This window comes from Reyranella aquatilis (assembly GCF_020880995.1).
In the GTDB taxonomy this organism is placed as follows: domain Bacteria; phylum Pseudomonadota; class Alphaproteobacteria; order Reyranellales; family Reyranellaceae; genus Reyranella; species Reyranella aquatilis.
The window spans coordinates 187,760-211,804 of the sequence record NZ_JAJISD010000004.1; the positions used below are offsets into that span (position 1 = coordinate 187,760).

Below are 24,045 nucleotides of genomic sequence, written 5' to 3' on the forward strand. Positions count from 1 at the left end.
ACGACAGTCAGACGATCAGGAAGTCGGACACGAGCAGAACCGGCGCTCCCGTGAGCGTCGCGAACTGCGAAGCGCCGCCGACCCCGGCGCCGTTGGTGTCGAAGAACAACGCCCCCGTGACCTGATTGTAGACGATCTGGGGACCGACACCGGTGGCCGTGCCGATGGCGAACTGGAGAGGATCGAGGGAGCCCAGCGACAAACCGATGAAGTAGCTGCTCTGGTCGATCTCGATGCGGTCCGAACCGGAAACGAAGTCCGCAATCGCATCGCGGTTGGTGTTGCCGCCGAACGGCGAATCGAAGACGAACGTGTCGTTGCCGGCACCGCCGGCAAGTTGATCGGTATCGGCGCCCCCGTTCAGTCGATCGGCACCGTCGCCACCCTCGAGCGTGTCGCGCCCACTGCCGGCCGCCAGAACGTCATCTCCATCGCCTCCCCTCAGCGCGTCGCTGAAGCTGGAGCCGAACAGTACGTCGTCGTTCACCGATCCGGTGATACTGATCCTCGACGTCAGGCCGGCGTCGCGGATTTCGACCGAGTTCTGGCCGCTGATGCCCGTAGTGAAGTCAAGCGTCCCCCCGGCGTCGCGAAGCGAGATCGAGATCCGAGTGTCAGGGGCGGCCAGATCGGCCGTGTAGGCGGCGAACGATGCGAACTGGGCGACCGACCCGCTTACGAAGCCATAGTAGGTGTCGAGGGTCTCTACCTGTCGCAGCACGAACTGCCCGAGATCGGCCGAACGGACGGTGTCGTCTCCCAGCCCTCCGAACACGACGCCGGTGCTCGTACTGGTCCCATCCAGCCTGATCGTATCGTTGCCCTCGCCGCCATTGATGGTGGCGCTCGCGCCGGTCGTGCTGATCAAATCGTCGCCTTCGCGACCGTGAAGCAGGTCGTTGCCCGTCTCGCCGTCGAGCGTGTCGTCACCGGAATTGCCGAAGATCCGGTTGTCCTGATCGTTCCCGCTGAGCGTCCGCCCGGTCGATCCGGCGACCCGCAGGCTTTCGATTTCCACGCCATCGGCCAGGAAGAAGTTCGTTGAACTGTAGAGGATGTCGGTACCGCCGCCCGCACCCTCCACGATCACGTCGCCAAGGTCGTCGATGAGATAAACGTCGTCGCCGTCACCTCCCACCAGCATGTCCAGCCCGGCGCCTCCGTTCAGGACGTCATTGCCCGACCCGCCCTCGAGCGTATCGTTGCCATCGCCACCGAAGATCTGGTTATCGAGCTCGTTGCCCGTCAGCGTGAGGGCGGTTGCGAGCAAGGCCCGCAGATATTCGATCTCCTCGCCGGCCGCCAACTGGTAGCTGGCGCGGGCATAGACCGTGTCGGTTCCACCGCCGGGCAACTCCACCACCTGATCGCCGGCCTGGTCGACGAAGTAGAAGTCGTCGCCGGGTCCGCCGATCAGCGTGTCGAGGCCGGTGAAGCTGTACAACCGATCGCTGCCGTTCGTCCCTGTCTTGATCATGCGAAAAGGCTAACACGATTCCAGGGGCACGACCGCTGCACAAAAAAGAGAGGGCCTGCGGCCCTCTCTTCGATGCACAGGGTTGATGCTTACCAGAAGCGCGTCGAGCCGAGGAACGAAACCGACGTCCGCTCGTCGCGATGGCGAGCCCCGAGGGCCGCACCGGCGCAGGCCGCCGCACAGCCGATCGCCAGGGTCGCCGCGGCCAGGAAAGCCGCGATGATCGCCGTCTTGCGAGCCGCCTCCGCGGCGTCGCGGGCCTTCTGCTCGGCGGCCTTCAGATCGGCATACGTCTCGTCGACGCGCTTCTCGGCTTCCGCCTGCGGCAGGCCGGTCTGCTCTGACACGATCCGGGCGAGGTAGGTGCGATCGCGCGCGTCGAGCTGCGGGTTGGTGAGACCGGCGGCGAAGACGCGGGCAATCGGCGCCTCGAGGTCGGCACGCGAACGGGGCGTGGCCTGAGCCGGCAGGCGGACCGGGGTTGCGCCGGGCACGGCCGCATCGGTCGGTGCATTGGTCGCAGGCGCGGCCTGGCCCGGAGCGGCCGCAGGAGCCGGCGCCAGCAGGCGATCGATCGCATAGTCGGTCGGACGCAGCGAGAGCTGGCCCAGTGCGGGGTTGGAAGCGGCGCCGGCCGTGCCGGCGGCGGCGATGGCGGTGGTCGCCTTGCCCGCAGCCGATACGACGGCGCCCACGCCCGATGCGGCCAGCACGGTGCCCAGCAGAACACCCAGCGACCAGACGCCGAAGCCGTGCGCGCCGTCGCGGAAATGCATCTCGACTTCGTCGCTGGTGCGCCACGGGGTGCGCAGACGTCCGGCGATGTAGCCGCCCGCCGCGAAGCTCGAAACCATGACGAGGGCGAGATAGACGGCGGCCAGGATGGCCGCGCCCTTGGCCGAGATTCCCGCATAGGGATACGGCGACACCACGCTCAGCCCAAGCGCCGAGCCGAAGGCCAGAAGGACGATGGACATCGCCGCGGCGCCGAGGGCGCCCAGAATGACGGGACCCCAATCGAGATATCGCTGGGGGGCGTTATCGACGGGAATTGCTGCGGGAACCGCAGGGGTGGTGGCGAGGGCCATAGGTCGTGCTCCTACCGGAGTCCGAGAAACGACAGGACGAACATGACGACGACGACCAGACCGACCAGATAGATGATGCCATTCATGATGTATCTCCTCAGTTGAGGAGCGGAACGGCCCTCCGCCATAAGAGTTCCACAGTCACGCGCGTGCGAGGCGCGACCGTCCGGAAGCGATCGATCGAAGAGTTCCCGCGGGCCGGGCGCCACTCCGGCTGACCATGTTCGCGACCTACGCACCGTGAGGTCATGGTCGCTGCGCCGCTTGCGACGAGGTTCCCCGATTCGTCCTCCGCCTGGGTTCCGCCCCGCGAGGCACTGCACGTAGCCTGCGGCCGCTGCCCGCGGTTAGAGTGCCGGACGAAATCGGATGGATACGAAATGAAGAAAGACAGCAGCACCTTCTGGAAGAAGTCCCGCGTCGAGCTTCGGGCCGCCGGCTTCGAGCCCGACAGCACGGCGAATTCGACCGCCGTCGTCACGATCGCCAGCGCCTATACCAACGCCCATCGCTGCAACAACCGCGTGCGCACGATCACCGACCTGCTGGTCGAGTTGCTGGCAGAGCGCGGCGGCAACGGGCTGATCGTCGGCGCGCCCGCCGTGTCCGACGCGCTGACGCAAGGGACACCCACCGCCGGTTACAGTCTCGTGTCACGCGACGTCGTCGCCGACTGTTTCGAGATCGGCCACTACGCCCATCACGGCGATGCGATGATCGTCATTTCCGGCTGCGACAAGACAGGCGCCGCGGCGCTGATGCCACTCGCGCGGACCAACGCCTTCGGCCTCGTCCTCTATCCCGGCACCAGCTCGCCCGGCCGCGTCTCCTTCGGCGCCTGGGCCGCCAAGGGCAACAACCTCACCATCATGGACTATGTCGAGGGCCGCGCCGCCAACGAGGCGGGGCGCATCTCGGGCGAGGAACTGCTCGAGCTCGAAAGCAACGTCATGCCGGGCAGCGGCACCTGCGGCGCGATGTTCACCGCCAACACGATGAGCACCATCGCCGAGGCGATGGGCATGATGCTGCCACGCGGCGCCTCGCATCCCGCCGACTACAAAGCCGGCAGCGACATTCATGCCGATGTGCGCGCCCAGGCGAAGGCCTCGGTCGATGCGCTCTATGCGCTGATGGCGGCCGGGATCCGGCCGCGCGACATCATGACGGAGAAGGCCTTCGAGAACGCCATTGCGACAGTCTATGCAATGGGGGGCTCGACCAACATGTATCTCCACCTGCTGGCCGTCGCCCGCGAGGCGCAGGTGCCGATCACGATCGAGCGCATCCAGCAGGTCGGCGAGAAGGTGCCGCTGATCTGCAATCTGCAGCCGCACGGACCCTATGCAATGGTGAGCCTGCACGAGATCGGCGGCGTGCCCATCGTAATGAAGGAGCTGCTGCGCAACGGCTTCCTGCACGGCGACGTCATGACGGTGACGGGCAAGACGCTGGCGGAGAACCTCGCCTCGGTCCCGACGCTGGAGGAGATCGGCCGGCAGGACATCGTCCTGCCGGTGTCGAAGCCCGCGGCGCCGGCGAACAACCATATCAGCGTGCTGAAGGGCAACCTTGCACCGGAGAGCTGCCTGCTGAAGCTCAGCGGCAAGACGCTCGAAAAGGGCGAGTTCCGCGGCACCGCGCGCGTGTTCGAGTCGGAGGCCGACACGATGAAGGCCATCCGCGCCGGCGAGATCGTGCCGGGCAACGTCGTCGTGGTGCGCAATGTCGGCCCCGTTGGCGGCCCCGGCATGCCGGAGATGGTGATGCTGACCATCCAGCTTCAGGGCCGCGGGCTGGGCGAGGACGTGGCGCTGATCACCGACGGCCGCTTCTCAGGCGTCAGCCATGGCATCCTGATCGGCCACATCTCGCCCGAGGCCGCGCGCGGCGGCCCGATCGCGGCGGTGCGCGACGGCGACACGATCGTCATCGATCCCAACGCTCGCACGCTCAATCTGGAAATCCCGGACGAAGAACTCGCCCGCCGCATGGCCGACTGGCGCCCGCCCGCCGCCGCCGACCGTCCCCAACCCGGCTCCGTGCACGACAAGTACACGAAGCTGGTCTCGTCGGCCCACTACGGGTGCGTGGTGTAGTCCAGGGAGCGCGCAACTCCAGTTGCGCTCATCTCCTGCTCATCGACAATATTTGAGCGCAACTGGAGTTGCGCGCTCCGATGAGGTGGCTGACCGGCGTTACGCCGCTACTGAAAGCCTGGCGCGGCTCCTCATCAGCGGCTGGATGCGTTGCCCGAACTGTTCGATGCCGATGATGAAGTCGTCGAAGGTGAGCATCACGCCCGCGAGTCCGTCGATCTCGGCCATCTCGTCGAGCAGGCGCGCGATCGTGGCGTAGGAGCCGATAAGGCGCGAGCCGTTGTTGGGCAGCGGCTCGCGGCGGCGGATGCGACCGGCCGTCGAGTTCTCGGCGGCGAACTTGTCGGACGCCGCCTGGTCGGAACGCCAGCCGATCGCATCGAGGTCCACACCTGCCTTGTAGTGCTCCCACTTGGCCATCGCGGCCTCGTCGGTCTCGTCGGCGATGATCATGGTGAGGGCCAGCGCCTTCACGTCGCGACCGGCGGCGGCGCACGCGGCCTTGAGGCGGGCGACCGCGTCGGCGCAGTCGCGCGGATCGTTGGCCTCGCCCTGGCCGCTGCAGAAATTATACGTGCAGTGTTCCGCGGCGAACTTCATGCCGGCGTCGCTGGTGCCGGCCGAGATCAGCTTGATCGGACGCGACGGGAGCGGCGAAAGCCGGCAGTCATTCATCTTGAAATAGTCGCCCTTGAAGTCGGACTGCCCCTTGTCCCAGAGCTCCTTCATCACGGTGACGTACTCGGTGACCATCTCGTAGCGATGCTTGAAATGCTCCTCGCCCGGCCACAGGCCCATCTGGTCGTACTCGGCCTTCTGCCAGCCGGTGACCAGGTTCACGCCGAACCGCCCCTTCGAGATGCTGTCGATCGTCACCGCCATGCGCGCGGTGATCGCGGGCGGCAGGGTGAGCACCGCGACCGTGGCGATCAGATCGATGCGCGTCGTCACCGCGGCGAGGCCCGCCATCAGGGTGAAGGATTCGAGATTGTCGTCCCAGTGGCGCGACTTGCCGCCGAAGCCGCGCAGCTTGATCATCGACATGGCGAAGTCGAAACCGTAGCGCTCGGCGCGCTGCACGACCTCGCGGTTGAGATCGAAGCTCGGCGTGTATTGCGGCGAGGTCGACGAGATCAGCCAGCCATTGTTCCCGATGGGAATGAACACGCCGATTTCCATGGTGCACCTGCCCTTGCTGCCGACCCGTGGGGAAAGGCAGCAAGGGCCGTGCCAGCGATCAGGCGTCGACGTCGGGATAGCGGCGCTTCGCACGGCGCATGAAACCCGCGAAGATGTCGTCGTAGGGCGTCTTCTCGTGCGCATCGGCCAGCTTGGTCAGGCCCTTCAGCACGACCTGTTCCTCGGCCGGCATCTCCGACATGATCTTCTCGGAGATCGGCTGGACGCCGGCCGGATTTGCCAGCGCGCGCACCTGGATGCTGCAGGCCTTCTCGAAGAAATAGAAGTAGAAGAAGGCCTCGCCCATGGTTGCACCGACACTCAGCGTACCGTGGTTCTTCAGGATCAGCACGCGGCCGTCCGGGCCCAGCGCCTTGGCCGAGGCCTCGCCCTCGCCCGGCAGCACGACGATGCCGTCATAGTCGAGGTAGCGGACCTTGGGATAGACCATCGCGCCGTCCTGGGTCAGCGGCTGGAAACCGCCCTTCATGGCGCCGACCGCCGCGCCGTCCAGCGTATGGGCATGGATGATCGCGTTGACGTGCGGCGAGGTGAACATGATGCCCGAGTGCAGGTTGAAGCCGGCCTGGTTCAGTTCGTAGCCATTCTCGGTCAGGATCCTGCGGTTCTTGTCGACCTTCACGAGGCTCGACGCGGTGATCTCGTCGAAGGCGAGACCGAACGGGTTGAGCAGCAGCGCGTCGGGCTCGCCCGGCACGCGTGCGGAGATGTGACCGAAAATCGACAACTCGTAGCCCATCTCGAAGGCGGCGCGATAGGCCGAGGCGAGTTGCACGCGGACAGCCCATTCCGCCTCCGAAACCTTGCCCTTGAGGCTGACGATACTCATTGGATACTCCTGATTGGCGAGCGGGCTGAGCGTTGCTCTTAGCGACGCATCATTCCGGCTGCAAACGATGACGCAAAGCCGCATCCCACGACGGCGTATGGCACGTTTCCTGCTGTCTAAACTTGTATAGACAGGCTATTGGACAAGCCTTCGGGGGATCGAGCTGTGGGGACAGCCGTGATGGAGAATTTGCCGACCGACGCGCTGGTCGCTGACTACGAGCGAGACGGCGTGATCGTGCTGCGGGATGTCTTTTCGCAATGGATCGAACCGTTGCGGAAGGGAATTACAAGCCTGATGGCAGACCCCAGCCCGCTCGAACGAACGGTTCGCCCTGCCGACGGCTCCGCGCCCTTCTTCCAGGACTTGTGCAACTGGCAGCGCATCCCTGAGTTCGAGTCGTTCGTCTTCAAGTCGCCGGCGGCCCGGATCGCCGCGCGCCTGATGGGCTCCCGCACCGCCCGCTTCTTTCACGACCATGTGCTCGTGAAGCAACCGGGCGGCAGCACCGTCACCCCGTGGCACCAGGATCAGCCCTACTATTTCGTCGAGGGCCGGCAGAGCGTCAGCTTCTGGATCCCGCTCGATCCGGTACCGCGCGATGTCGTGATGGAGTGCATCAAAGGCTCGCATGACTGGGGCAAGGGTTTCCGGCCGATGCGCTTCGACGGCACGCGGCTCTACGCCAACGACGATTTCGAGGTGATGCCGGACATCGAGGCGCTGCGCCCCACGCTCGACATCGCGGGCTGGGACATGCAGCCGGGCGACGCCATCGCCTTCAACTTCCGCACCGTGCACGGCGCGCCGGGCAACCCGTCGGCGCGCTCCCGTCGCGTCTTCTCGGCGCGCTGGGTCGGCGACGACGCGGTCTTCGCCAAACGGGCCGGGCGAACCTCACCGCCCTTCCCCGATCTCGAATTCAAGCACGGTGCGCCGTTCGACGCCCCGATGTTTCCCGTCGTCTATCGTTCCTAACAGTCACAGCAGGAGCTTCATCAATGGCCAAATTCACAGCATTCGCCGCCCTCGTCGCGGCAGCGTCCGTCGCCGGCGGCGCCTCGTTCGCCCAGGCGCAGGACACCAAGGTCGCCATCGGCATCTCCGGCTGGACCGGCTTCGCGCCGATCACGCTCGCCAAGGAAGCCGGCATCTACAAGGCCAACGGCCTCGACGTCACGATCAAGAAGATCCCGCAGAAGGACCGCCACCTCGCGATCGCCTCGGGCGACCTGCAGTGCGCCGCTACCACGGTCGAGACGTGGATCGTGTGGAACGCCAACGGCATCGCCACCACCCAGCTCTTCAAGATGGACCAGGGCATGGGCTCGGACGGCATCGTCGCCCGCAACGACATCACCAAGGTCGCGGACCTGAAGGGCAAGACCGTCGCCGCCTCGGCCCCCGGCACCAACCCGCACTTCACGCTGGCCTGGATCCTGAAGAAGAACGGCATGTCCCTGAAGGACGTGAAGCTGGTCACTCTCGAGCCGGCCCCGGCCGCCAACGCCTTCGTGACCGGCAAGGACCTCGATGCCGCCGTCACCTACGAGCCCTATCTCAGCCTGGTGCGCGACAAGCCCGAGACCGGCAAGCTGATCGCCGATTCGCTGCAGTACCCGATGGTGTTCGACTCCTTCGGCTGCACGCCGAAGTTCATCAAGGAGAATCCCAAGGCCGTGAAGGCGCTCACCGAGAGCTACTTCCAGGCCCTCGAGATGATCGAGAAGGACAAGCAGAAGGCCTTCACCATCATGGGCGCCGACGTCAAGCAGACGGCCGAGCAGTTCGAGAAGTCGCAGGCCAAGATCAAGTGGGCCGACCGCGAAGCCAACAAGAAGTTCTTCAACGGCGAGATCCAGGCCTTCAACAAGGAAGCGGCGGAACTGCTGCTGGAGATCGGCGTCATCAAGGCCAAGCCGGACAACATGGATACGTTGTTCGATACGACCTACATCAAGTAACGAAGCGTTCCTTCTCCCCCGTCATCGGGGGAGGTGCCTCGTCTTGCGAGGCGGAGGGGTCATAGGGCCCCTCCGTCGGCGCAAGACACCGACACCTCTCCATACGAATGGGGAGGCAGGTTGAGAAGATCCGCATGAAACTGCTGGTTCCCGTCAAGCGGGAGAGTCGCATCGCGCTGGGCGTTGCGTTCTTCATCTTCTTCGTCGCGCTCTGGTCCTTTCTCAGCCTGAGCGGGGCGGTGCCGAAACACTTCCTCGCCACGCCGTGGCAGACGCTGGTCTCGGGCTGGAACCTGTTCGCGACGCAGGGCTTCACACACGACGTTGGCATGACCATCTGGCGTGTCGTGGGCGGGTTCGTGCTTGCGGCCGTCATCGCCGTACCGCTCGGCATCGCGATGGGCGTCTACAAGCCGATCGAGGCCTTCTTCGAGCCCTTCGTCTCCTTCGCCCGCTACCTGCCGGCGTCGGCATTCGTCCCGCTGCTGATCCTCTGGGTCGGGATCGGCGAGGCGCAGAAGCTCACCGTCATCTTCATCGGCTGCTTCTTCCAGCTCACCCTGATGATCGCCATGATCGTGAGCGGCACCCGCCGCGATCTCGTCGAGGCCGCCTACACGCTGGGCTGCAAGGACAGCGGTGTGATCCGCCGGGTCGTCCTGCCCGGCGCCGCCCCCGAGATCGCCGAGGCGCTGCGCCAGGTGCTGGGGCTCGGCTGGACCTACATCATCGTCGCCGAACTGATCGGCGCCTCGTCGGGTATCGGCCACATGATCACCGACAGCCAGGCGCTGATGGCCACCGACCACATCATCGCGGGCATCGTGGTGATCGGCCTGGTCGGCCTGCTCTCCGACGTGGCCTTCAAGAAGGTGAACCAGCACCTCTTCTCGTGGAGCCTGCTGCGATGAGCCGCCTTTCGATCCGCGGCGTCTCCAAGACCTTCCCCGGACACAAGCGCAACGTCCCGCCGACCCAGGCGCTGTTGCCCATCGACCTCGAGGTCGGCGACAACGATTTCATCACCGTGCTGGGGCCCTCGGGCTGCGGCAAGTCCACCCTGCTGCGCCTGGTCGCCGGACTGGAGACGCCGACCGCCGGCGAGATCCAGCTCGATGGCACGAACATCGTGGGTGCGGGCGCCGATCGCGGCGTGGTGTTCCAGAGCTACACGCTCTTTCCCTGGCTGAACGTACGCCAGAACATCTGCTTCGGGCTGCGCGAGAAGGGCATGAAGCTTTCGGAGCAGCGCGAGATCAGCGACCGCTTCATCGCCCAGGTCGGCCTGCGCGGCTTCGAGGATCATTTCCCCAAGCAGCTTTCCGGCGGCATGCAGCAGCGGGTGGCGATCGCCCGTGCGCTGGCCAACGATCCGAAGATCCTGTTGCTCGACGAACCGTTCGGCGCGCTCGACAACCAGACCCGCGTGCTGATGCAGGAGTTGCTGCTGGGAATCTGGGAGCAGGCGCAGAAGACGGTGATGTTCATCACCCACGACATCGACGAGGCCATCTTCATGGCAAGCCGCGTCGTCGTGTTCAGCGCCCGCCCGGGCCGCATCAAGACCGAGCTGGCCGTCGACCTGCCGCATCCGCGGCACTACACGGTCAAGACGACGCCCGAGTTCATGGCGCTGAAGGCTCGACTCACCGAGGAGATCCGGGTCGAAGCCATCGCCGCGGATCACTGAGGGACCGATGGAACCGACCGCGCTCTACCAGCAGGTCGAGGACTATATCGTGCGCCACATTCAGGACGGATCGTGGCCGCCCGGCCATCGCCTGCCCTCGGAGCACGAACTGGTGAGCCGGTTCGGCATGTCGCGGATGACCGTGAACCGCGCGCTGCGCGACCTCGTCCAGCAGGGTCGCATCGTGCGGGTGGCCGGCGTCGGCAGCTTCGTGGCCGAGGACAAGCCGCAATCGACCCTGCTGCACATCGCCAGCATCGCCCGCGAGGTCCGCCAGCGCGGCCACGACTACCGCTGCGCCCTGATATCCGCCGAGCGCGTCGCAGCGCCCGGGGAGATCGCCGCCTGGCTCGGCCTGCGCTCGGGGCAGTCGGTCTTCCATACAGTGTGCCTTCACCTCGAGAACGAGGTGCCCGTCCAGTTCGAGGACCGCTACGTCAACCCACAGGTGGTGCCCGACTTCCTCGATCAGGATTTCAGCGCCGTGCCCCCGGGCGAGTACCTGGTGCAGAACGTGCCGTTCGACGAGATCGAGCATGTGGTGGATGCGGTGCTGCCGACGGCGGAACAGGCGCATCGCCTGCAGATCGAGTCCTCGGAGCCCTGCCTGATGCTGACGCGGCGCACTTGGACGCGAACGACGCCGGTCACGATGGTGCGCTGCCTGCACCCGTCGTCACGCTACCGGCTGGGCTGCCGCTTCGATGCGGTGGGAAATCAGCGGCTGGGCTGAGGTGCCGTCACGGCGGTGAGCGCGGCCCACGACCGCGAGGCCTGCTGCGCCCAGAGCGCCCGCTTCATCGCCGCTTCCAGACGCTCGCGCGCGGCCTTGTCGGCCGCTTCGGCCACGTCTTCAGGCAGGAGATGATCGCGGGGCATGCGGACCAAACGTCCGCGCCCGCGAAATAGTTGCACAGGCCGGTCAGGCGTTCGCGAGTTTCAGGCCCGGCGGCGGCACGGCCGCCTCGGGATCGACGGCACGGATCACGTAGGCATGGGCTTCGGGCTCGTATTTCTCCCAGAGCCGGGCCAGTTCGGCGATCGGCCGGGCATGGTCGTCGGCGCGCAGGTCGACATAGGGGAAGGACTCCCGGTCGACCACCAGCAGGGCGGCCGAGGTCACGGGCTGGAACTCCCCGCCCGCTTCTTCGCCGGCCGCGAGCGCATCGAGCAGGCGGCGGGCCAGCGGCTGCTCCGGCTGCGCCTCGAAGGCGCCCACCATGGCCTGCGGCAGTGACGCGGAGCGCACGATGTTGGCGATGGCGGCGCAATCCCGGCCCTGCGCCTCGCCGCGCTCGGCGCGGACGTTGGCGCCCGAATAGACCGCGGTCCGGCCGGCGGCATCGATCAGCGCCAGTTGCCGCCAGTGGCGATGCGGTGTCGCCGCGACCACGGCCTGCATGGCCTCCGGTGCCGAGAAGCCATGGGCCAGCAGATCCAGCGCCAGCGGCCCGAGCCTCGGATCGGTGCGATGCTGCGTCAGCGCCGCACCGATGCCCGCGCGCGCATGCGAGCAGCGCGAGCCCACGGAGATCGACGAGGTGGTGACGACCGCCCCCAGCATCCCGGTGCGGGCACAGCGTCCAACGAGCGAGAAGGTCATGGCGGTATCCCTCTTTGAGCAACCCGTTGATGGGTAACACCAAAGACTGGGAGGATGGGTAACTGTTTCGGTTGGGCCTTACGGTCGATGATGCCGAGATCGACGCCGCGGAAGCGCAGGATCCGGTCGCCGAGGTCGGTCTCGGCGGCGTCGACCGGCTCGCCGATCAAGGACCCGCTGATGAACATGAGGACTTGCGAAGGCCCCAACTCGGTTGCCGGCAGCGTAGACCCAGGATCATGATCACAACGCCCGCCTTGATCTTGTGGGGCATGTTGTACGGCACGTACGTCCGGTTCACCAGCCAAGCCGCCATGGACCTCAAACGCTCGTCCATCGTACAGGCCTCGCTCCACAGCATCGGCGGTTCTCCCGTCGACGATGAAACCTGTCACCGATCCTCCCGGACTACTCCGTTGCCCATCTACCCGATGCGCACCCTTCGACTACCTCCCTCGCTTTACGGGGGCGGAAGGCTGCATCTCTAACGCCGCTCTCTGAAGAAGGCGCGCAGCAACTCCCCCGCCTCGCGTTCGCCCACACCGGGATAGAGCTCCGGGCGATGATGGCAGGTGGGCTGATCGAAGATGCGCGGGCCCTGCTCGATGCCGCCGCCCTTGGGATCGCTGGCACCCCAATAGACGCGACGCAGGCGCGCGAAGGAAATGGCCTGGGCGCACATCGGGCACGGCTCCAGGGTGACGTAGAGGTCGCAGCCGACGAGCCGTGGCGAGCCCAGCACGGCGGCGGCAGCCCGGATCGCCAGCAGCTCGGCATGGGCGGTCGGGTCCTTCAGCTCCTCGGTGCGGTTGCCGGCTTCGGCCAGCACCGCGCCCTCCGGCCCCACGATCACGCAACCGATCGGCACCTCTCCGCGCGCGCCGGCGGCGCGGGCGGCGGCAAGGGCGCGGTCCATCGGCGTCATGGAAGGCGGGGGTTCGGCGGCATCCGGCATCGTGGCCGCACTATAGCGCGCGGCGGCGCACGCGCGTATCTTGGCCCGCATGCCCCGTCCCCTGATCGGAGTCACCCTGGATGCTGAAAAGCCAGGCGGATACTCCAAGTTTCCCTGGTACGCGCTGCGCCAGAACTACCTCGACGCGATCGACGCGGCGGGGGGCCTGGCGGTGGCGCTGCCGCACGAGCCCGACCGGGTCGCCGACTATCTGGAGCGCATCGATGCGCTGGTCGTGACCGGCGGCGCCTTCGACGTCGACCCGTCCTACTATGGCGGCGGAGCGAAGCATTCGACGGTGGTCACCAAGGACCGCCGCACCGCCTTCGAGTTCGGCGTCACCAAGGGGGCGCTTGCGCAGAACAAGCCCGTTCTGGGCATCTGCGGCGGCCAGCAGCTGCTGCATGTCGTGCTGGGCGGCAAGCTGATCCAGCACATCCCCGACACGATCGCCCAGCCGCTGGCACACGAGCAGCCCAACCCGCGCAATGAGCCCGGCCATGTCGTGAGGGTGGCCCGAGGCACGCAGCTGCACGGCATCGTCGGCGCCGAGGAGCTGCAGGTGAACAGCGCCCATCACCAGGCCGCCGCCGACCAGCCCGCGGGCGTCGTCGTGAACGCCGTCGCGCCGGACGGCGTCATCGAGGGCATCGAGGCGCCGGCCTACCGCTTTTGCATCGGCGTGCAGTGGCATCCCGAGTTCCATATCTCGGAGGGCGACGCGAAACTGTTCCGCGCCTTCCTGGGAGCGGCGGCCGCACGATGAGCGAAGCACCCGTCAAGGAAGGCGAGCGCATCGCCAAGCGCCTCGCGCGCGCCGGCCTGTGCTCGCGCCGCGATGCCGAGCGCTGGATCGAGGCCGGCCGAGTCAAGGTCGACGGCAAGGTGCTGGAGACGCCCGCCTGCGTCGTCACCGAAAGGAGTGTCATCGAGGTCGACGGCAAAGTGCTGGGCACCCCCGAACGGGCGCGCATGTGGCGCTACCACAAGCCGCCAGGCGAGATGGTGACGGCGCGCGATCCCGAGGGCCGGCGCACCATCTTCGATTCGCTGCCGAAGAGCCTGCCGCGCGTGGTCACGATCGGCCGCCTCGACTTTTTCTCCGAAGGGCTGCTGCTGCTGACAAACGACGGCGGCCTGGCGCGCCAGCTCGAACTGCCGGCCAATGGCTGGAAGCGCCGCTATCGGGCCCGCGTGCACGGCAACGTCGACGAGGCCAAGCTCGCCGATCTCGCCAACGGCATCACCATCGAGGGCGTGCGCTACGGCTCGATCCAGGCCAGCCTCGACCGGCAGCAACGGTCCAACGCCTGGATCGATATCACGCTGACCGAGGGCAAGAACCGCGAGGTGCGCCGCGTACTGGCCCATCTCGAACTGCCGGTGGTGCGCCTGATCCGTGTGGCCTTCGGGCCGTTCCATCTGGGTGAACTCGAGCGCGGCCTGGTCGACGAGATCCCGCCGCAGGCTCTGGAGAACCTGCTGGGCGTGAAGCGTCCGCCACGCAAGGAAGGCTGGGCCAAGCCGAAGCCCAAACCGGCCCCGCCCCACGCCAAGCGCCGGCGGACCTGATGATCCGGATCATCGGCGGCAAGCATCGCGGGCGCATGCTCGAAACGCCGCCGGGCGACGCGACGCGCCCGACCTCCAATCGCGCCCGGGAATCGCTGTTCAACGTGCTGATGCATGCGCGCTGGCGCGACAGCGCGGAGGATGGCGGCACCTCACCGCTGATCGACGCGCGCGTGCTCGATTCCTATGCCGGCTCCGGCGCGCTGGGGCTGGAAGCGCTGTCGCGCGGCGCGACCCATGTGACGTTCCTGGACAACGAGGCCAACGCGATCAAGACGATCGGCGAGAATCTGCGCACGCTCGGCGAAGCCGGCGCGGCCAAGGTCGTGCGCGCAGACGCCACGCGGCCGCCGCCCTGCCGCGAGCCCTGCGATCTCGTCTTCCTCGATCCGCCCTACCGCTCGGGCCAGGCGTCCGCCGCCATCGCGGCCCTTGCCGCCGCGGGCTGGATGTCGCCGGGCTGCGTCGTCACAGTCGAACTCGCGCACAATGAGGACATGATCGCGCCCGAAGGCTTCGAGACGATCGACGAGCGGCGTTACGGCGCCGCCAAGATCGTCATTCTGAAGCGGGGTCCGTGAGGCGCGTCCGGTGAAACTGACGGCCCCGCTCTACATGCTGCGGCACGGCGAGACCGTGTGGAACACCGAACGCCGCATGCAGGGCAGCAAGAACTCCGACCTCACGCCGCGCGGCCGCGTGCAGGCGCTGGCGATGGGCCGCACGCTGAAGGCCGAACTCGACCGCGAGCCCGGCCCCACGATCTTCCTGCGCAGCCCGCTCGGCCGCACGCGCGAGACGTCGGAGATCATCGGCCGCGAACTGGGCATCGCCTCTTCCGAGTGGCGCGACGACATGCGGCTGGCCGAACTCTCCTACGGCACCTGGGAGGGCTTCTCCTGGGCCGAGATCGAGATCGATCATCCGACGGCGATGGCCGACTGGCGCGCCGATCCGCACGGCTACTGCCCGCCCGGTGGCGAGACGCACATCGACCTGCGCCGCCGCTGCGAGGCGGTGCTGACCGAGATCGCGACGTCGGGCCTGCGCACCGTCGTGGTGAGCCATGGCGTCAGCGGCGCCGTCGTGCGCGGTCTCAATCTCGGGCTCGATGCACGCGCCATGTTCGTTCTGGAGAAGCCGCAGGATGCGTTCTTCCGATTGATAGCCGGCAGCGAAGAACGCATCGCCTGCGATCTGTGAACGAGGGTCGCTGCCGGTTATAAGCCGCGGCATGAAAGCGGAAATCCAACAGGAGATTGCCGGCCGCGCGACCTGGCGCAGCGAAGCGCTGTCGACGCTGGTGCTCGCCTGGCCGCTTATCCTCACCAATCTCGCCCAGACCCTGATGACCGCGACCGACGTGGTGATGATGGGCTGGCTCGGCCCCGATGCGCTGGCCGCTGGTGCGCTGGGATCCAATCTCTATTTCGCGACGATGATCTTCGGCCTCGGCCTCACGACGGCCACCGCGCCGATGATCGCGCGGGAGCTCGGCCGCAAGGGCCACTCGGTGCGCGACGTGCGCCGCACGGTGCGCCAGGGCCTGTGGATGGCGACGGTCGTCACCCTGCCGATCTGGATCGTGCTGTGGCAGAGCGAGGCGATCCTGCTGGCGTTGGGCCAGGAACCCGCGCTCGCGAAGGCGGCCAGCGAGTATGTCCGCGCGCTGCAATGGTCGCTGCTGCCGTTCTTCTTCTTCCTCGTGCTGCGCGCCTTCGTCTCGGCGCTGGAGCGCCCTCTGTGGGCGCTCGCGGCCGGCGTGGCGGGCGTGGTTGCGAACGCCGCCGGGGCGTGGGTGCTGATCTTCGGCCATTTCGGCTTGCCCAGGCTCGGCCTGGTCGGCGCCGGATATGCCACCACCTTGGCCGACACGCTGATGTTCGCGATGTTGGCCGTGGTGCTCGTTACCGACCGCAGGTTCCGCCGCTATCACCTGTTCGGCCGCTTCTGGCGTGCCGACTGGCCGCGGTTCCGCGAGCTGTGGCATCTCGGACTCCCGATAGGCGCAACGCTGGTCTTCGAGGTCGCCGTGTTCAACGGCGCGACTTTCCTGATGGGCCTGATCGGCGCGGCGGCGCTCGCCGCCCACTCGATCGCCATGCAGCTCGCCTCGCTCTCCTTCATGGTGCCGCTCGGCCTCGCCCAGGCCGCGACCGTGCGGGTGGGACGAGCCTTCGGCGCACATGACCGGGAAGGCATCGGTCGCGCCGGCTGGACGGCCTATGTCATGGGCGTGGGCTTCATGGCGCTGACGGCGCTGACGATGGTGCTGGCGCCGCGCCTGCTGGTCGGCGTGTTCCTCGATCTCGACACGCCGGCCAACGCGCCCGTCATCGAGCTGGCGGTCGGCTTCCTGATGATCGCCGCCCTGTTCCAGGTGGCCGACGGAGGCCAGGCGGTGGCGGCCGGCATGCTGCGCGGCCTGCACGATACGCGCGTGCCGATGGTCTATGCCGGCATCGGCTACTGGTGCATCGGCCTGCTGCTAGGCGTGGTGCTGGCGTTCCAGGGTCGCATGGGCGGGCTTGGCCTGTGGATCGGCCTGGCGACGGGCCTCACGGTCGTGGCGCTGCTGCTGATCGGCCGCTGGCTGCGGCGCGAGCGGCTGGGGCTCGTCAGCTTCGGGTGAGCCGGGCCGTACGCCGGCAGCCGCCGGTCTCGCTGACGACCAGGCTCTGGCCATCGCCACGGGCGCTGAGCTGCATGCGCTGGTGGGTGGGGCCCTTCACCGAGGCGAGGCTGAGGAGATTGAACGCAGCGCCCGTCTTGGCCACGCCGTGGATCTGCCACAGGCCGGGACCGGGCGGCGGCGGCGCGGACTTGTTGGGGTTGGGCACCGGGCCGCGCGCGGTCGTGTCGTAGGCCGAACCGTCGACGAAGCCCGCCTCGATGGTGAGCAGGTAGTCGAGCGGCGCGTTGCACGAGCCGCCGTCGCTGGTGCCGCGCCAGGTGCCGTCGAGCGGCGAAGCCGGTGCAGGCGTCGGCGTACCCGAGGGCGGCGCACCGGAAGGCGGCGCAGGCGCGCGGCCCTGCGCAAGCGCGCCGGTGGCGCCGGCGACACCCGCAATCATCAGCAGTGCGAGAAACGTCTTCATCGTCTTCCGAACAGCCGCTCGATGTCGGCCAGCTTGAGTTCGACATAGGTCGGCCGGCCATGATTGCACTGCCCGGAGTGCGGTGTCGCCTCCATCTGGCGGAGCAGCGCGTTCATCTCCTCGACGGTGAGTCGGCGCCCGGCCCGCACCGAGGTGTGGCAGGCGAGCGTACCGCAGACTTCCTCGACCTTCTCCTTGAGCGACAGATGATCGCCCATCTCGGCCAGCTCGTCGGCCAGGTCGCGAACCAGGCCCTGGATATCGACCTCGCCCAGCACCGCGGGCGTCTCGCGCACAACGACGGCGCCCAGACCGAACGGCTCCACCACCAGCCCCATGTCGGCCAGCTCGGCGGCGCGTTGCGTGAGCCGTCGTGCGCCGTCCTCGCCGATCTCGACCACTTCCGGCAGCAGCAGCGCCTGGCGCTTCACGCCCTCGGCCTCGAGCTGGGTCTTCAGCCGCTCGTGCACCAGACGCTCGTGCGCCGCATGCTGGTCGACGATCACCACGCCCTGGTCGGTCTGTGCGACGATGTAGGTCTCGTGCAGCTGCGCCCGCGCCACGCCCAGCGGATAGTTGCCCGGGGCGATGTTGGCGGGCTGCTCCTCGACGCGCGCCGAGAGACCGTCGAGCGGCGCCATGAACTGCATCGCCGCTTCGGCCAACCCGCGCGGCACGGACGAGTATCCAATGCCGTTGCCACCCCCGCCCATCGGCAGCGGCGTCGCAAATCCCGTGTGCGGGCGAAATGCGCCCAGCGCCGCATCAGATACCGTGGTGCTGGCGCGATGGCCGGCCGCCGAGAGCGCCGTGCGCAGGGCGCCGACGATCATGCCGCGCACGATGCCGGCATCGCGGAAGCGCACTTCGGTCTTGGCCGGGTGGACGTTGACGTCGACCATCTCGGGCGGCGCTTCGAGGAACAGCGCCACCATCGGATGGCGGTCGCGCGCCAAGAAATCCTGATAGGCGCCGCGCACCGCGCCGGTGAGCAGCTTGTCGCGCACGGGACGGCCGTTGACGAAGAGATACTGGTGCTGGCTCGTCGGGCGATTGAGCGTCGGCAACCCCGCGAAGCCCGTCAGCCGGAAGCCCTCGCGGGTGGCGTCGATCGCCACGGCATTGTCGGCGAACTCGCGGCCCATGATGGCGGCCAGCCGCTCCAGCCGCGCCGCGTCGCCCGACAGGAGCGAGCCGTTGGCCGCGGCGAGATCGATCAGCGCGCGCTCCTCGCTTTCGAGCCGGAAGGCGACGCCGGGATGGGCCATGGCAAGACGGCGCATCGCGTCGGCGACGTGGCCGGACTCGGTGCGCGGCTCCTTCAGGAATTTCAGCCGGGCGGGTGTGGCGAAGAAGAGCTCGCGCACCTCGACACGCGTGCCTTGAGGATGCGCTGCGGGCTTCGGCTCGCCCTTGGCGCCGCCGTCGACCTCCAGGCTCCACGCCGTGTCGGCGCCCGCGGGGCGCGATGTGATGGTGAAGCGGCTGACCGAGGCGATCGAGGGCAGCGCCTCGCCGCGGAAGCCCAGCGTGCGGATGTCGGTCAGGTCGTCGTCGGGCAGCTTGGAAGTACAGTGCCGCTCGACCGCGAGGCGCAGTTCTTCGGGCGACATGCCGACGCCGTCGTCGACCACCGAGATGAAGGTGCGGCCGCCTTCCTTCAGGGTCACGGCGATGCGCCGCGCGCCGGCGTCGAGCGCGTTCTCGACCAGCTCCTTCACGGCGCTGGCCGGCCGCTCGACCACCTCGCCGGCGGCGATGCGGTTGACCAGCGTCGAGGGTAGCCGTCGAAGGATGCGGGCGGCGCTCATGGCGCCATCACTTTAGGACTGCCGGCCTGTGGAAGATACGCGGGCAGAAAGATACTGACGGGTCAGGATCTTGCCCTCCTCCACCGCCGGCTGGTCGAAGGCGTCGACGCCCAGAAGCTGGGCGGCGAACATGGTCTCCAGCATGTAGTGCATCATGAGCGCGCCCATCACCCTCTCGTCGAGGGCGGCAATTCGCATGACGCGCGTCGGCCGGCCGTTCTTGACCAGCGTCACGGCGGTGGCCTCTGCCTCCGCCAGCAGCAGGTCGCCCAGCGACTGGTTCGCGAGATAGGCCAGTGCCTTGTCCCCGCCCAGCGCCTCGGGCGCGATCTTCGCGCCCTTGCCCGCCGTGTCGAGGATCAGCACGGTGAACATCTTGTCCGGCGCGCCGCCGAGATAGAGCTGGAGCTGGCTGTGCTGGTCGACCGTGCCCATGGCGCGCACCGGCGTCGTGCCGTTGCCGCCCTTCCCCAGGCTCTCGGCCCAGAGCTGGCGATACCAGAAGCCGAAGTAACCGAGGCGGTCGCAATAGGGCATCAGCACCGTGGTGCCGATGCCGCGTTCGCGCGCCAGCCCGACCGACAGGGCCGCGCCGACAGCCGGCGCGAGATCGTGGGCATCGCTGGCTTCAAGCACCGGATCGAGCACGCTGGCCGCACCCTCGCGCACCGCGCCGGCATCGAGGCCCGCGATCATCGCCGGCAGCAGTCCGACCAGGGAGAGAACCGAGAAGCGCCCGCCCACCTTGGGATCGTGATCGAGGATCGGGCAGCCGATGCGGCCCGCCAGGCGTCCCAGCGCATTGTCGCTGGGTTCGGTGATGGCGATGACATGCTCGGCGAGCTTGTCCTTGCCGACCTTGGCCTCGAACTCCGGCAGCAGGGTCAGGAACTGGGTCAGCGTCTCGGCGGTCGTGCCGGACTTGGAGATGACGATCAGGCCGGTGCGCGCCAGCGGCAGGCGGGCGGCGAGTTCGGTGAAGGTCGAGGGATCGACATTGTCCATGAACCAGAGCTTCGGGCGTCCGCTCAGCGGACCGAACCCCTGGTCTTTGAGTGCCACCAAAGTCTGGCCGCCGAGGCTGGAGCCGCCGGTGCCGAGCACGATCACATGCTCGAACTTCGCGAAGCGCGCGGCGTGCGGCTTCAGCAGGGCGAGGTCGTCCCGGGCGCCCGGCAGGCTGAGCAGCGGCAGCGTGCCATCGGCCTTCCACTGGCGGAACTTGTCGAGCGCAGCCGAGGCGCGCGCCAGTTCGCGGTCGAGCGAGGCCCGCGGCAGGCCGTTCTTGCCGACCTTGCTTTCCAGGGCATCGTCGATCACGTGGCTGTAGAACATTCGAACTCCCTAGGGTTCAGGCGTGACGCCAACCGGCTTGCCGACGACGACCGTGGTCAGCGTCTCGTCACGCAGCAGGCGTTGCGCAACCTTGCGAACGTCCGCGAGCTTGACGGCTGCGATCAACGACGCGCGGCGCGTCAGATGATCGGGCGAGAGGCCGTCGATCTGCATGGAATGGAGCAGGCCCGCGATCGAACCGGACGAATCGAGAGACAGGGCCAACGCACCCGTCAGATAGGTCCTGGCGTCGTTGAGTTCGGCCTCGGTGACGCCGTCGGTGCGCATCCGGGCCATCTCGGCGCGGATCACCTTGAGTGCCTCGGCGACGCGTTCGTTCGCCGAACCGGTCGACATGACCAGCAACGCGGCGCGCTTGTAGGTGCGCAGGCCGCTCGACACGCTGTAGGCGAGGCCGCGCTTCTCGCGCACTTCATTGAACAGGCGCGACTGCTGGCCACCGCCACCCAGCACGTGATTCATCACCAGGGCCGCATACCAGTCCGGATCGTCGCGCGGGATGCCGGGCAGCGCGAGCAGAGCGGTGCTCTGCGGTACCGGGCGTTCGACGACGACGGTGCGCGGCTTGGTCGGCGGCACCCATTCCGGCGGCAGCGCCGGAGGCGTGCCCGTCGGCAGCACGCCGAAGGAGCGGTCGATCTGGCGCGCCAGTTCCGCCTCGCCGATGTCACCGACCGCCGCGATTACGAGACTGTTGCGCAACAAGAGTTCGGCGGCGCGCTTCTTCAGCAGGTCGGGGGTCACCGCCGCGAGGCCCTGCGGCGTGCCGTCGGGATCGGCGGCGTAGGGATGGCCGGCGAACAGCGTCTCCATCAGCGTCCGGCTGGCGACCGACCCCGGACGCTGTGCCGCCTGGTTCAGCGCCGCGAGAGTCTGTGCCCGCCGCTGGTTCAGGATGTCGGCGTCGAAGCGCGGCTCGGTGAGCGCCAGCCGCAGCAGTTCGAACCCCTCGTCGCGGTTGGCCGAGAGGACGCGCAGCGAGCCGGTCAACCGGTCGAGCGACGCATTGAAGCCCAGCGATGCGGCGGCATCCTCCTGGCGCTGGCGGAACGCCTGAGCGTCCATCGAGCCGGCGCCGTCGGTCAGCAGCCCCGCCATCAGGTCGGTGATGCCGGCCTGGCCCGAGGGATCGCTGGCCGTTCCACCGGAGAAGGAAAAGGACAGCGCCACCACGGGCGTGCTCTTGTCCTCGACCAGCCAGGCCTTGATACCGAGGGGAGTCGTGATTTCCTTGATGTCGATGGCGAACGCCATCCCCGGAACGAGAAGAAGCCAGGCAGCAAGAGCCGCCACGAGCAGCCTCAGCCGTTTCATCGGCTACCCTCGGCCGGTGTCAGCAGGGCCGTGACCGCGCCATCGTCGCGCCAGACATGGCGGGCGGCCGCCACGACATCGTCTGCCGTGACGGCCGCGATCCGCTCGGGCCAGGCATCGACATCGGCCACCGTGCTGCCGGTGCTGAGCGCCGTGCCGTAGATTCGCGGACCGCTCGCGAGCGAGTCCTGGGAATAGATGGCCGCCGCCAGCAGCTGGTTCTGCGCGCGCTCGACCTCCTCGGCCGTGACGCCACCGTCGAGCAGCTTCTTCATTTCCGCCATCACCGCGTCCTCGACATCCGTCATGCTGCGCGACTTCGCGGGATGCACGCCGATGTCGAAGGATGTGAGACCGAGGCTCGAGGGACTGTACGACGCATACGCCGACAGGCCGATCCTGCGTTCGTTCACGAGAACGCGCGACAGCCGGCTCGTCTCGGTGCCACCGAACAGCCGCGCCAGCACCTGCAGCGCATAGGCGTACTTCGTCTCGCCCACGCGATAGGACGGCGCCAGCCACAGCCTCGACCAGCGCGGTTCCGCGACGCGCGCATCGGCGCGGACCACCTTCTGCGGCAGGTCGGTGCCGCCCTGCGAGGGCCGCGTCCGCGGCTCGGTCCTGCGGCGCGCGATCGGTCCGTAGTGGCGCTCGGCGAGCGTGCGAACCTTCTCCGGCGTGGTGTCGCCGGCGACAATCAGGACAGCGTTGTTCGGCGCATAGTGACGGCGGTAGAAGGCGAGCAGGTCGTTGACTCCAAGTCTCCGGATGTCGTCCGCATAGCCGATGACCGGCATGGCGTAGGGCTTGTGCCGGCCGTAGAGCTGCTCTCGCACCGCCTCGTCGAGCAGCGACGCCGGCACGTTGTCGGTGCGCATGCGACGTTCCTCGAGGATGACCTGCCGTTCGGGCACGATCTCGCGCTCGGTGATGTGCACATTGACCATGCGGTCGGCTTCCATGCGCATCACCAGCTCGAGTTGCTCAGCGGCGATCGTCTGATGGTAGCCGGTGGAATCGAAGGTCGTGTAGGCGTTGTCGCGGCCGCCGTTGCGCGACACGATGCGCGAAAACTCGCCGGCGGGCACCTTGTCGGTGCCCTTGAACATCATGTGCTCGAGGAAGTGCGCGGCGCCGGTATGGCCGAACGTCTCGTCGGCGCTGCCGACCTTGTAGACCACCACCTGGGTCACGATCGGCGCGCGGCGGGACGGCAGCACGATGGCCTGAAGGCCGTTGGCGAGCGTGAAGGTCTCGGCGTTGCGCCGGCCCACGGAGAAGAGCTTCGCCAACGCGGGCGCCGGCGGGAGCGCCGCGCCGGCCAGCAGGCCGCCGAGCAGGGCGCGGCGGCCGAGGAGCGGCATCGAACTCAGAAGATGCCTTCGAGCAGACCGCGCTTGCGGCGCGTGATGGTCGGCGTCGGGCCCGCGGCCGGCTGGCCGGCGGCCTGCGAGTCGCGAATGCGCTGCTGTTCCTTGGCCGGATCGACGATCACGCCCGGGGGCGGCGAATCCTGCCAGAAGATCAGGCTGTCGAGGAACGACTTGTCGCTCTCGCCCAGCGTCCGGGTGTCCTTGTTGACCTGACCGCGGATGTTGGGGTCGATGCCGCCCTGCCCGGCACGCGCGACGAGCGCCTGCTCCGACGTGCTGCCCGAGCGCGCCGCGTCGGGGCCGGCATTGACGCGGGCCTGGGTGCGACCGGCCAGCGCCGGCGACAGCGCTTCCTTGGCCTGGTCGGCCGGCGTGACTTCCTGCGGACGCGGCTCGCCCGGCCGCGGCGGCCGCAGCTCGGCGTTCGGTGGCATGGTCAGCGGCGAATGCGAGACGATCTTGAACTCGTCCGGCGACACCTTCTTGTTGCCGCCGAAATTCTCGAAGGCGCCGCAGCCGCCGAGAGCGAGCGTGCTGCAGGCCACCAGGGCCAACGGAATCGGGAGGAGAGTCGGTTTCATCGTCCGTCCTTGGTAGTGAGCTTTTGTGCGCCGAT

25 protein-coding genes and 1 pseudogene are annotated in these 24,045 nt (G+C 67.9%); 11 read left to right on the top strand and 15 right to left on the bottom strand.

Features of this window, described 5'->3' with window-relative positions:
* Positions 1-7: 7 nt before the first annotated feature.
* From LJ725_RS11320 to LJ725_RS11325, 3 genes and pseudogenes are all read right to left on the bottom strand, one after another.
* Positions 8-1,360 carry a calcium-binding protein gene (locus tag LJ725_RS11320; protein ID WP_230550761.1) on the bottom strand — a complete coding sequence of 451 codons (1,353 nt, stop codon included), beginning with the start codon at positions 1,358-1,360 and terminating at the stop codon, positions 8-10.
* Positions 1,361-1,387: 27 nt separating this feature from the next.
* A pseudogene (locus tag LJ725_RS29315) lies at positions 1,388-1,477 on the bottom strand (hypothetical protein); the annotation flags it as partial.
* 89 nt (positions 1,478-1,566) lie between these two features.
* Entirely contained in the window at positions 1,567-2,565 is a 999-nt protein-coding gene (locus LJ725_RS11325) for a hypothetical protein (RefSeq protein ID WP_230550762.1), read from the bottom strand.
* 380 nt (positions 2,566-2,945) lie between these two features.
* Between LJ725_RS11325 and LJ725_RS11330 the strand changes: the two genes are divergently transcribed.
* A complete protein-coding gene (locus LJ725_RS11330) occupies positions 2,946-4,664 on the top strand; it encodes a dihydroxy-acid dehydratase domain-containing protein (protein WP_230550763.1) in 1,719 nt (572 codons plus the stop codon).
* Between the two features lie 99 nt (positions 4,665-4,763).
* On the opposite strand, the gene rutA is transcribed toward LJ725_RS11330, so the two are convergent.
* A complete protein-coding gene (rutA, locus tag LJ725_RS11335) occupies positions 4,764-5,843 on the bottom strand; it encodes a pyrimidine utilization protein A (RefSeq protein ID WP_230550764.1) in 1,080 nt (359 codons plus the stop codon).
* A 58-nt stretch (positions 5,844-5,901) separates the two neighbouring features.
* Entirely contained in the window at positions 5,902-6,693 is a 792-nt protein-coding gene (locus LJ725_RS11340) for a class II aldolase/adducin family protein (RefSeq protein WP_230550765.1), read from the bottom strand.
* Positions 6,694-6,873: 180 nt separating this feature from the next.
* Here LJ725_RS11340 and LJ725_RS11345 point away from each other — a divergent pair, with 180 nt between their 5' ends.
* From LJ725_RS11345 to hutC, 5 genes are all read left to right on the top strand, one after another.
* Positions 6,874-7,671, top strand: a complete 798-nt coding sequence (locus LJ725_RS11345; RefSeq protein WP_230550766.1) for a phytanoyl-CoA dioxygenase family protein — start codon at positions 6,874-6,876, stop codon at positions 7,669-7,671.
* Between the two features lie 23 nt (positions 7,672-7,694).
* Positions 7,695-8,657, top strand: coding sequence for an ABC transporter substrate-binding protein (locus LJ725_RS11350; RefSeq protein WP_230550767.1), 963 nt, complete (start codon positions 7,695-7,697; stop codon positions 8,655-8,657).
* A 134-nt stretch (positions 8,658-8,791) separates the two neighbouring features.
* Positions 8,792-9,568, top strand: a complete 777-nt coding sequence (locus LJ725_RS11355; RefSeq protein WP_230550768.1) for an ABC transporter permease — start codon at positions 8,792-8,794, stop codon at positions 9,566-9,568.
* Positions 9,565-10,347 (top strand): ABC transporter ATP-binding protein, encoded by a 783-nt coding sequence (locus LJ725_RS11360; RefSeq protein WP_230550769.1) that lies wholly within the window; start codon positions 9,565-9,567, stop codon positions 10,345-10,347. Before LJ725_RS11355 ends, LJ725_RS11360 begins: the two co-directional genes overlap by 4 nt.
* 7 nt (positions 10,348-10,354) lie before the next feature.
* Positions 10,355-11,080: a histidine utilization repressor gene (gene hutC / locus LJ725_RS11365; protein WP_230550770.1), complete on the top strand. Its 726-nt coding sequence runs from the start codon at positions 10,355-10,357 to the stop codon at positions 11,078-11,080.
* Here hutC and LJ725_RS11370 read toward each other — a convergent pair.
* From LJ725_RS11370 to LJ725_RS11385, 4 genes are all read right to left on the bottom strand, one after another.
* A complete protein-coding gene (locus LJ725_RS11370; RefSeq protein ID WP_230550771.1) occupies positions 11,065-11,226 on the bottom strand; it encodes a hypothetical protein in 162 nt (53 codons plus the stop codon). The two genes, hutC and LJ725_RS11370, sit on opposite strands and share 16 nt — an antisense overlap.
* A gap of 43 nt (positions 11,227-11,269) precedes the next feature.
* Positions 11,270-11,950 carry a DUF1028 domain-containing protein gene (locus tag LJ725_RS11375; RefSeq protein ID WP_230550772.1) on the bottom strand — a complete coding sequence of 227 codons (681 nt, stop codon included), beginning with the start codon at positions 11,948-11,950 and terminating at the stop codon, positions 11,270-11,272.
* Entirely contained in the window at positions 11,947-12,345 is a 399-nt protein-coding gene (locus LJ725_RS11380; protein ID WP_230550773.1) for a hypothetical protein, read from the bottom strand. The genes LJ725_RS11375 and LJ725_RS11380 overlap by 4 nt, the downstream gene beginning before the upstream one ends.
* An 89-nt stretch (positions 12,346-12,434) precedes the next feature.
* Positions 12,435-12,866, bottom strand: a complete 432-nt coding sequence (locus tag LJ725_RS11385; RefSeq protein WP_230551010.1) for a nucleoside deaminase — start codon at positions 12,864-12,866, stop codon at positions 12,435-12,437.
* An 88-nt stretch (positions 12,867-12,954) separates the two neighbouring features.
* On the opposite strand from LJ725_RS11385, the gene LJ725_RS11390 reads away from it, so the two are divergent.
* Genes LJ725_RS11390 through LJ725_RS11410 form a run of 5 tightly spaced genes read left to right on the top strand, consistent with a single transcriptional unit; the run spans position 12,955 to position 17,109 of the window.
* Positions 12,955-13,671 (top strand): gamma-glutamyl-gamma-aminobutyrate hydrolase family protein, encoded by a 717-nt coding sequence (locus LJ725_RS11390; protein WP_230550774.1) that lies wholly within the window; start codon positions 12,955-12,957, stop codon positions 13,669-13,671.
* Positions 13,668-14,477 carry a pseudouridine synthase gene (locus tag LJ725_RS11395; RefSeq protein WP_408015734.1) on the top strand — a complete coding sequence of 270 codons (810 nt, stop codon included), beginning with the start codon at positions 13,668-13,670 and terminating at the stop codon, positions 14,475-14,477. Before LJ725_RS11390 ends, LJ725_RS11395 begins: the two co-directional genes overlap by 4 nt.
* A complete protein-coding gene (gene rsmD / locus LJ725_RS11400) occupies positions 14,477-15,058 on the top strand; it encodes a 16S rRNA (guanine(966)-N(2))-methyltransferase RsmD (RefSeq protein ID WP_230550775.1) in 582 nt (193 codons plus the stop codon). The genes LJ725_RS11395 and rsmD overlap by 1 nt, the downstream gene beginning before the upstream one ends.
* Before the next feature lie 10 nt (positions 15,059-15,068).
* Positions 15,069-15,680, top strand: coding sequence for a histidine phosphatase family protein (locus tag LJ725_RS11405; RefSeq protein WP_230550776.1), 612 nt, complete (start codon positions 15,069-15,071; stop codon positions 15,678-15,680).
* A 31-nt stretch (positions 15,681-15,711) separates the two neighbouring features.
* A complete protein-coding gene (locus LJ725_RS11410; protein ID WP_230550777.1) occupies positions 15,712-17,109 on the top strand; it encodes an MATE family efflux transporter in 1,398 nt (465 codons plus the stop codon).
* On the opposite strand, the gene LJ725_RS11415 is transcribed toward LJ725_RS11410, so the two are convergent.
* The 6 genes from LJ725_RS11415 to LJ725_RS11440 are packed head-to-tail and all read right to left on the bottom strand — an operon-like array spanning position 17,096 to position 24,010.
* Positions 17,096-17,575: a hypothetical protein gene (locus tag LJ725_RS11415; protein WP_230550778.1), complete on the bottom strand. Its 480-nt coding sequence runs from the start codon at positions 17,573-17,575 to the stop codon at positions 17,096-17,098. The two genes, LJ725_RS11410 and LJ725_RS11415, sit on opposite strands and share 14 nt — an antisense overlap.
* Positions 17,572-19,386: a DNA mismatch repair endonuclease MutL gene (mutL, locus tag LJ725_RS11420; RefSeq protein WP_230550779.1), complete on the bottom strand. Its 1,815-nt coding sequence runs from the start codon at positions 19,384-19,386 to the stop codon at positions 17,572-17,574. The genes LJ725_RS11415 and mutL overlap by 4 nt, the downstream gene beginning before the upstream one ends.
* Before the next feature lie 12 nt (positions 19,387-19,398).
* Complete coding sequence (locus LJ725_RS11425) at positions 19,399-20,721, bottom strand: glucose-6-phosphate isomerase (RefSeq protein ID WP_230550780.1); 1,323 nt, start codon at positions 20,719-20,721, stop codon at positions 19,399-19,401.
* Between the two features lie 9 nt (positions 20,722-20,730).
* Positions 20,731-22,056, bottom strand: coding sequence for a M16 family metallopeptidase (locus LJ725_RS11430; RefSeq protein WP_230550781.1), 1,326 nt, complete (start codon positions 22,054-22,056; stop codon positions 20,731-20,733).
* Positions 22,053-23,420: a M16 family metallopeptidase gene (locus tag LJ725_RS11435; RefSeq protein WP_230550782.1), complete on the bottom strand. Its 1,368-nt coding sequence runs from the start codon at positions 23,418-23,420 to the stop codon at positions 22,053-22,055. Before LJ725_RS11435 ends, LJ725_RS11430 begins: the two co-directional genes overlap by 4 nt.
* A 5-nt stretch (positions 23,421-23,425) precedes the next feature.
* Positions 23,426-24,010: a DUF3035 domain-containing protein gene (locus tag LJ725_RS11440; protein WP_230550783.1), complete on the bottom strand. Its 585-nt coding sequence runs from the start codon at positions 24,008-24,010 to the stop codon at positions 23,426-23,428.
* Between the last annotated feature and the right edge of the window lie 35 nt (positions 24,011-24,045).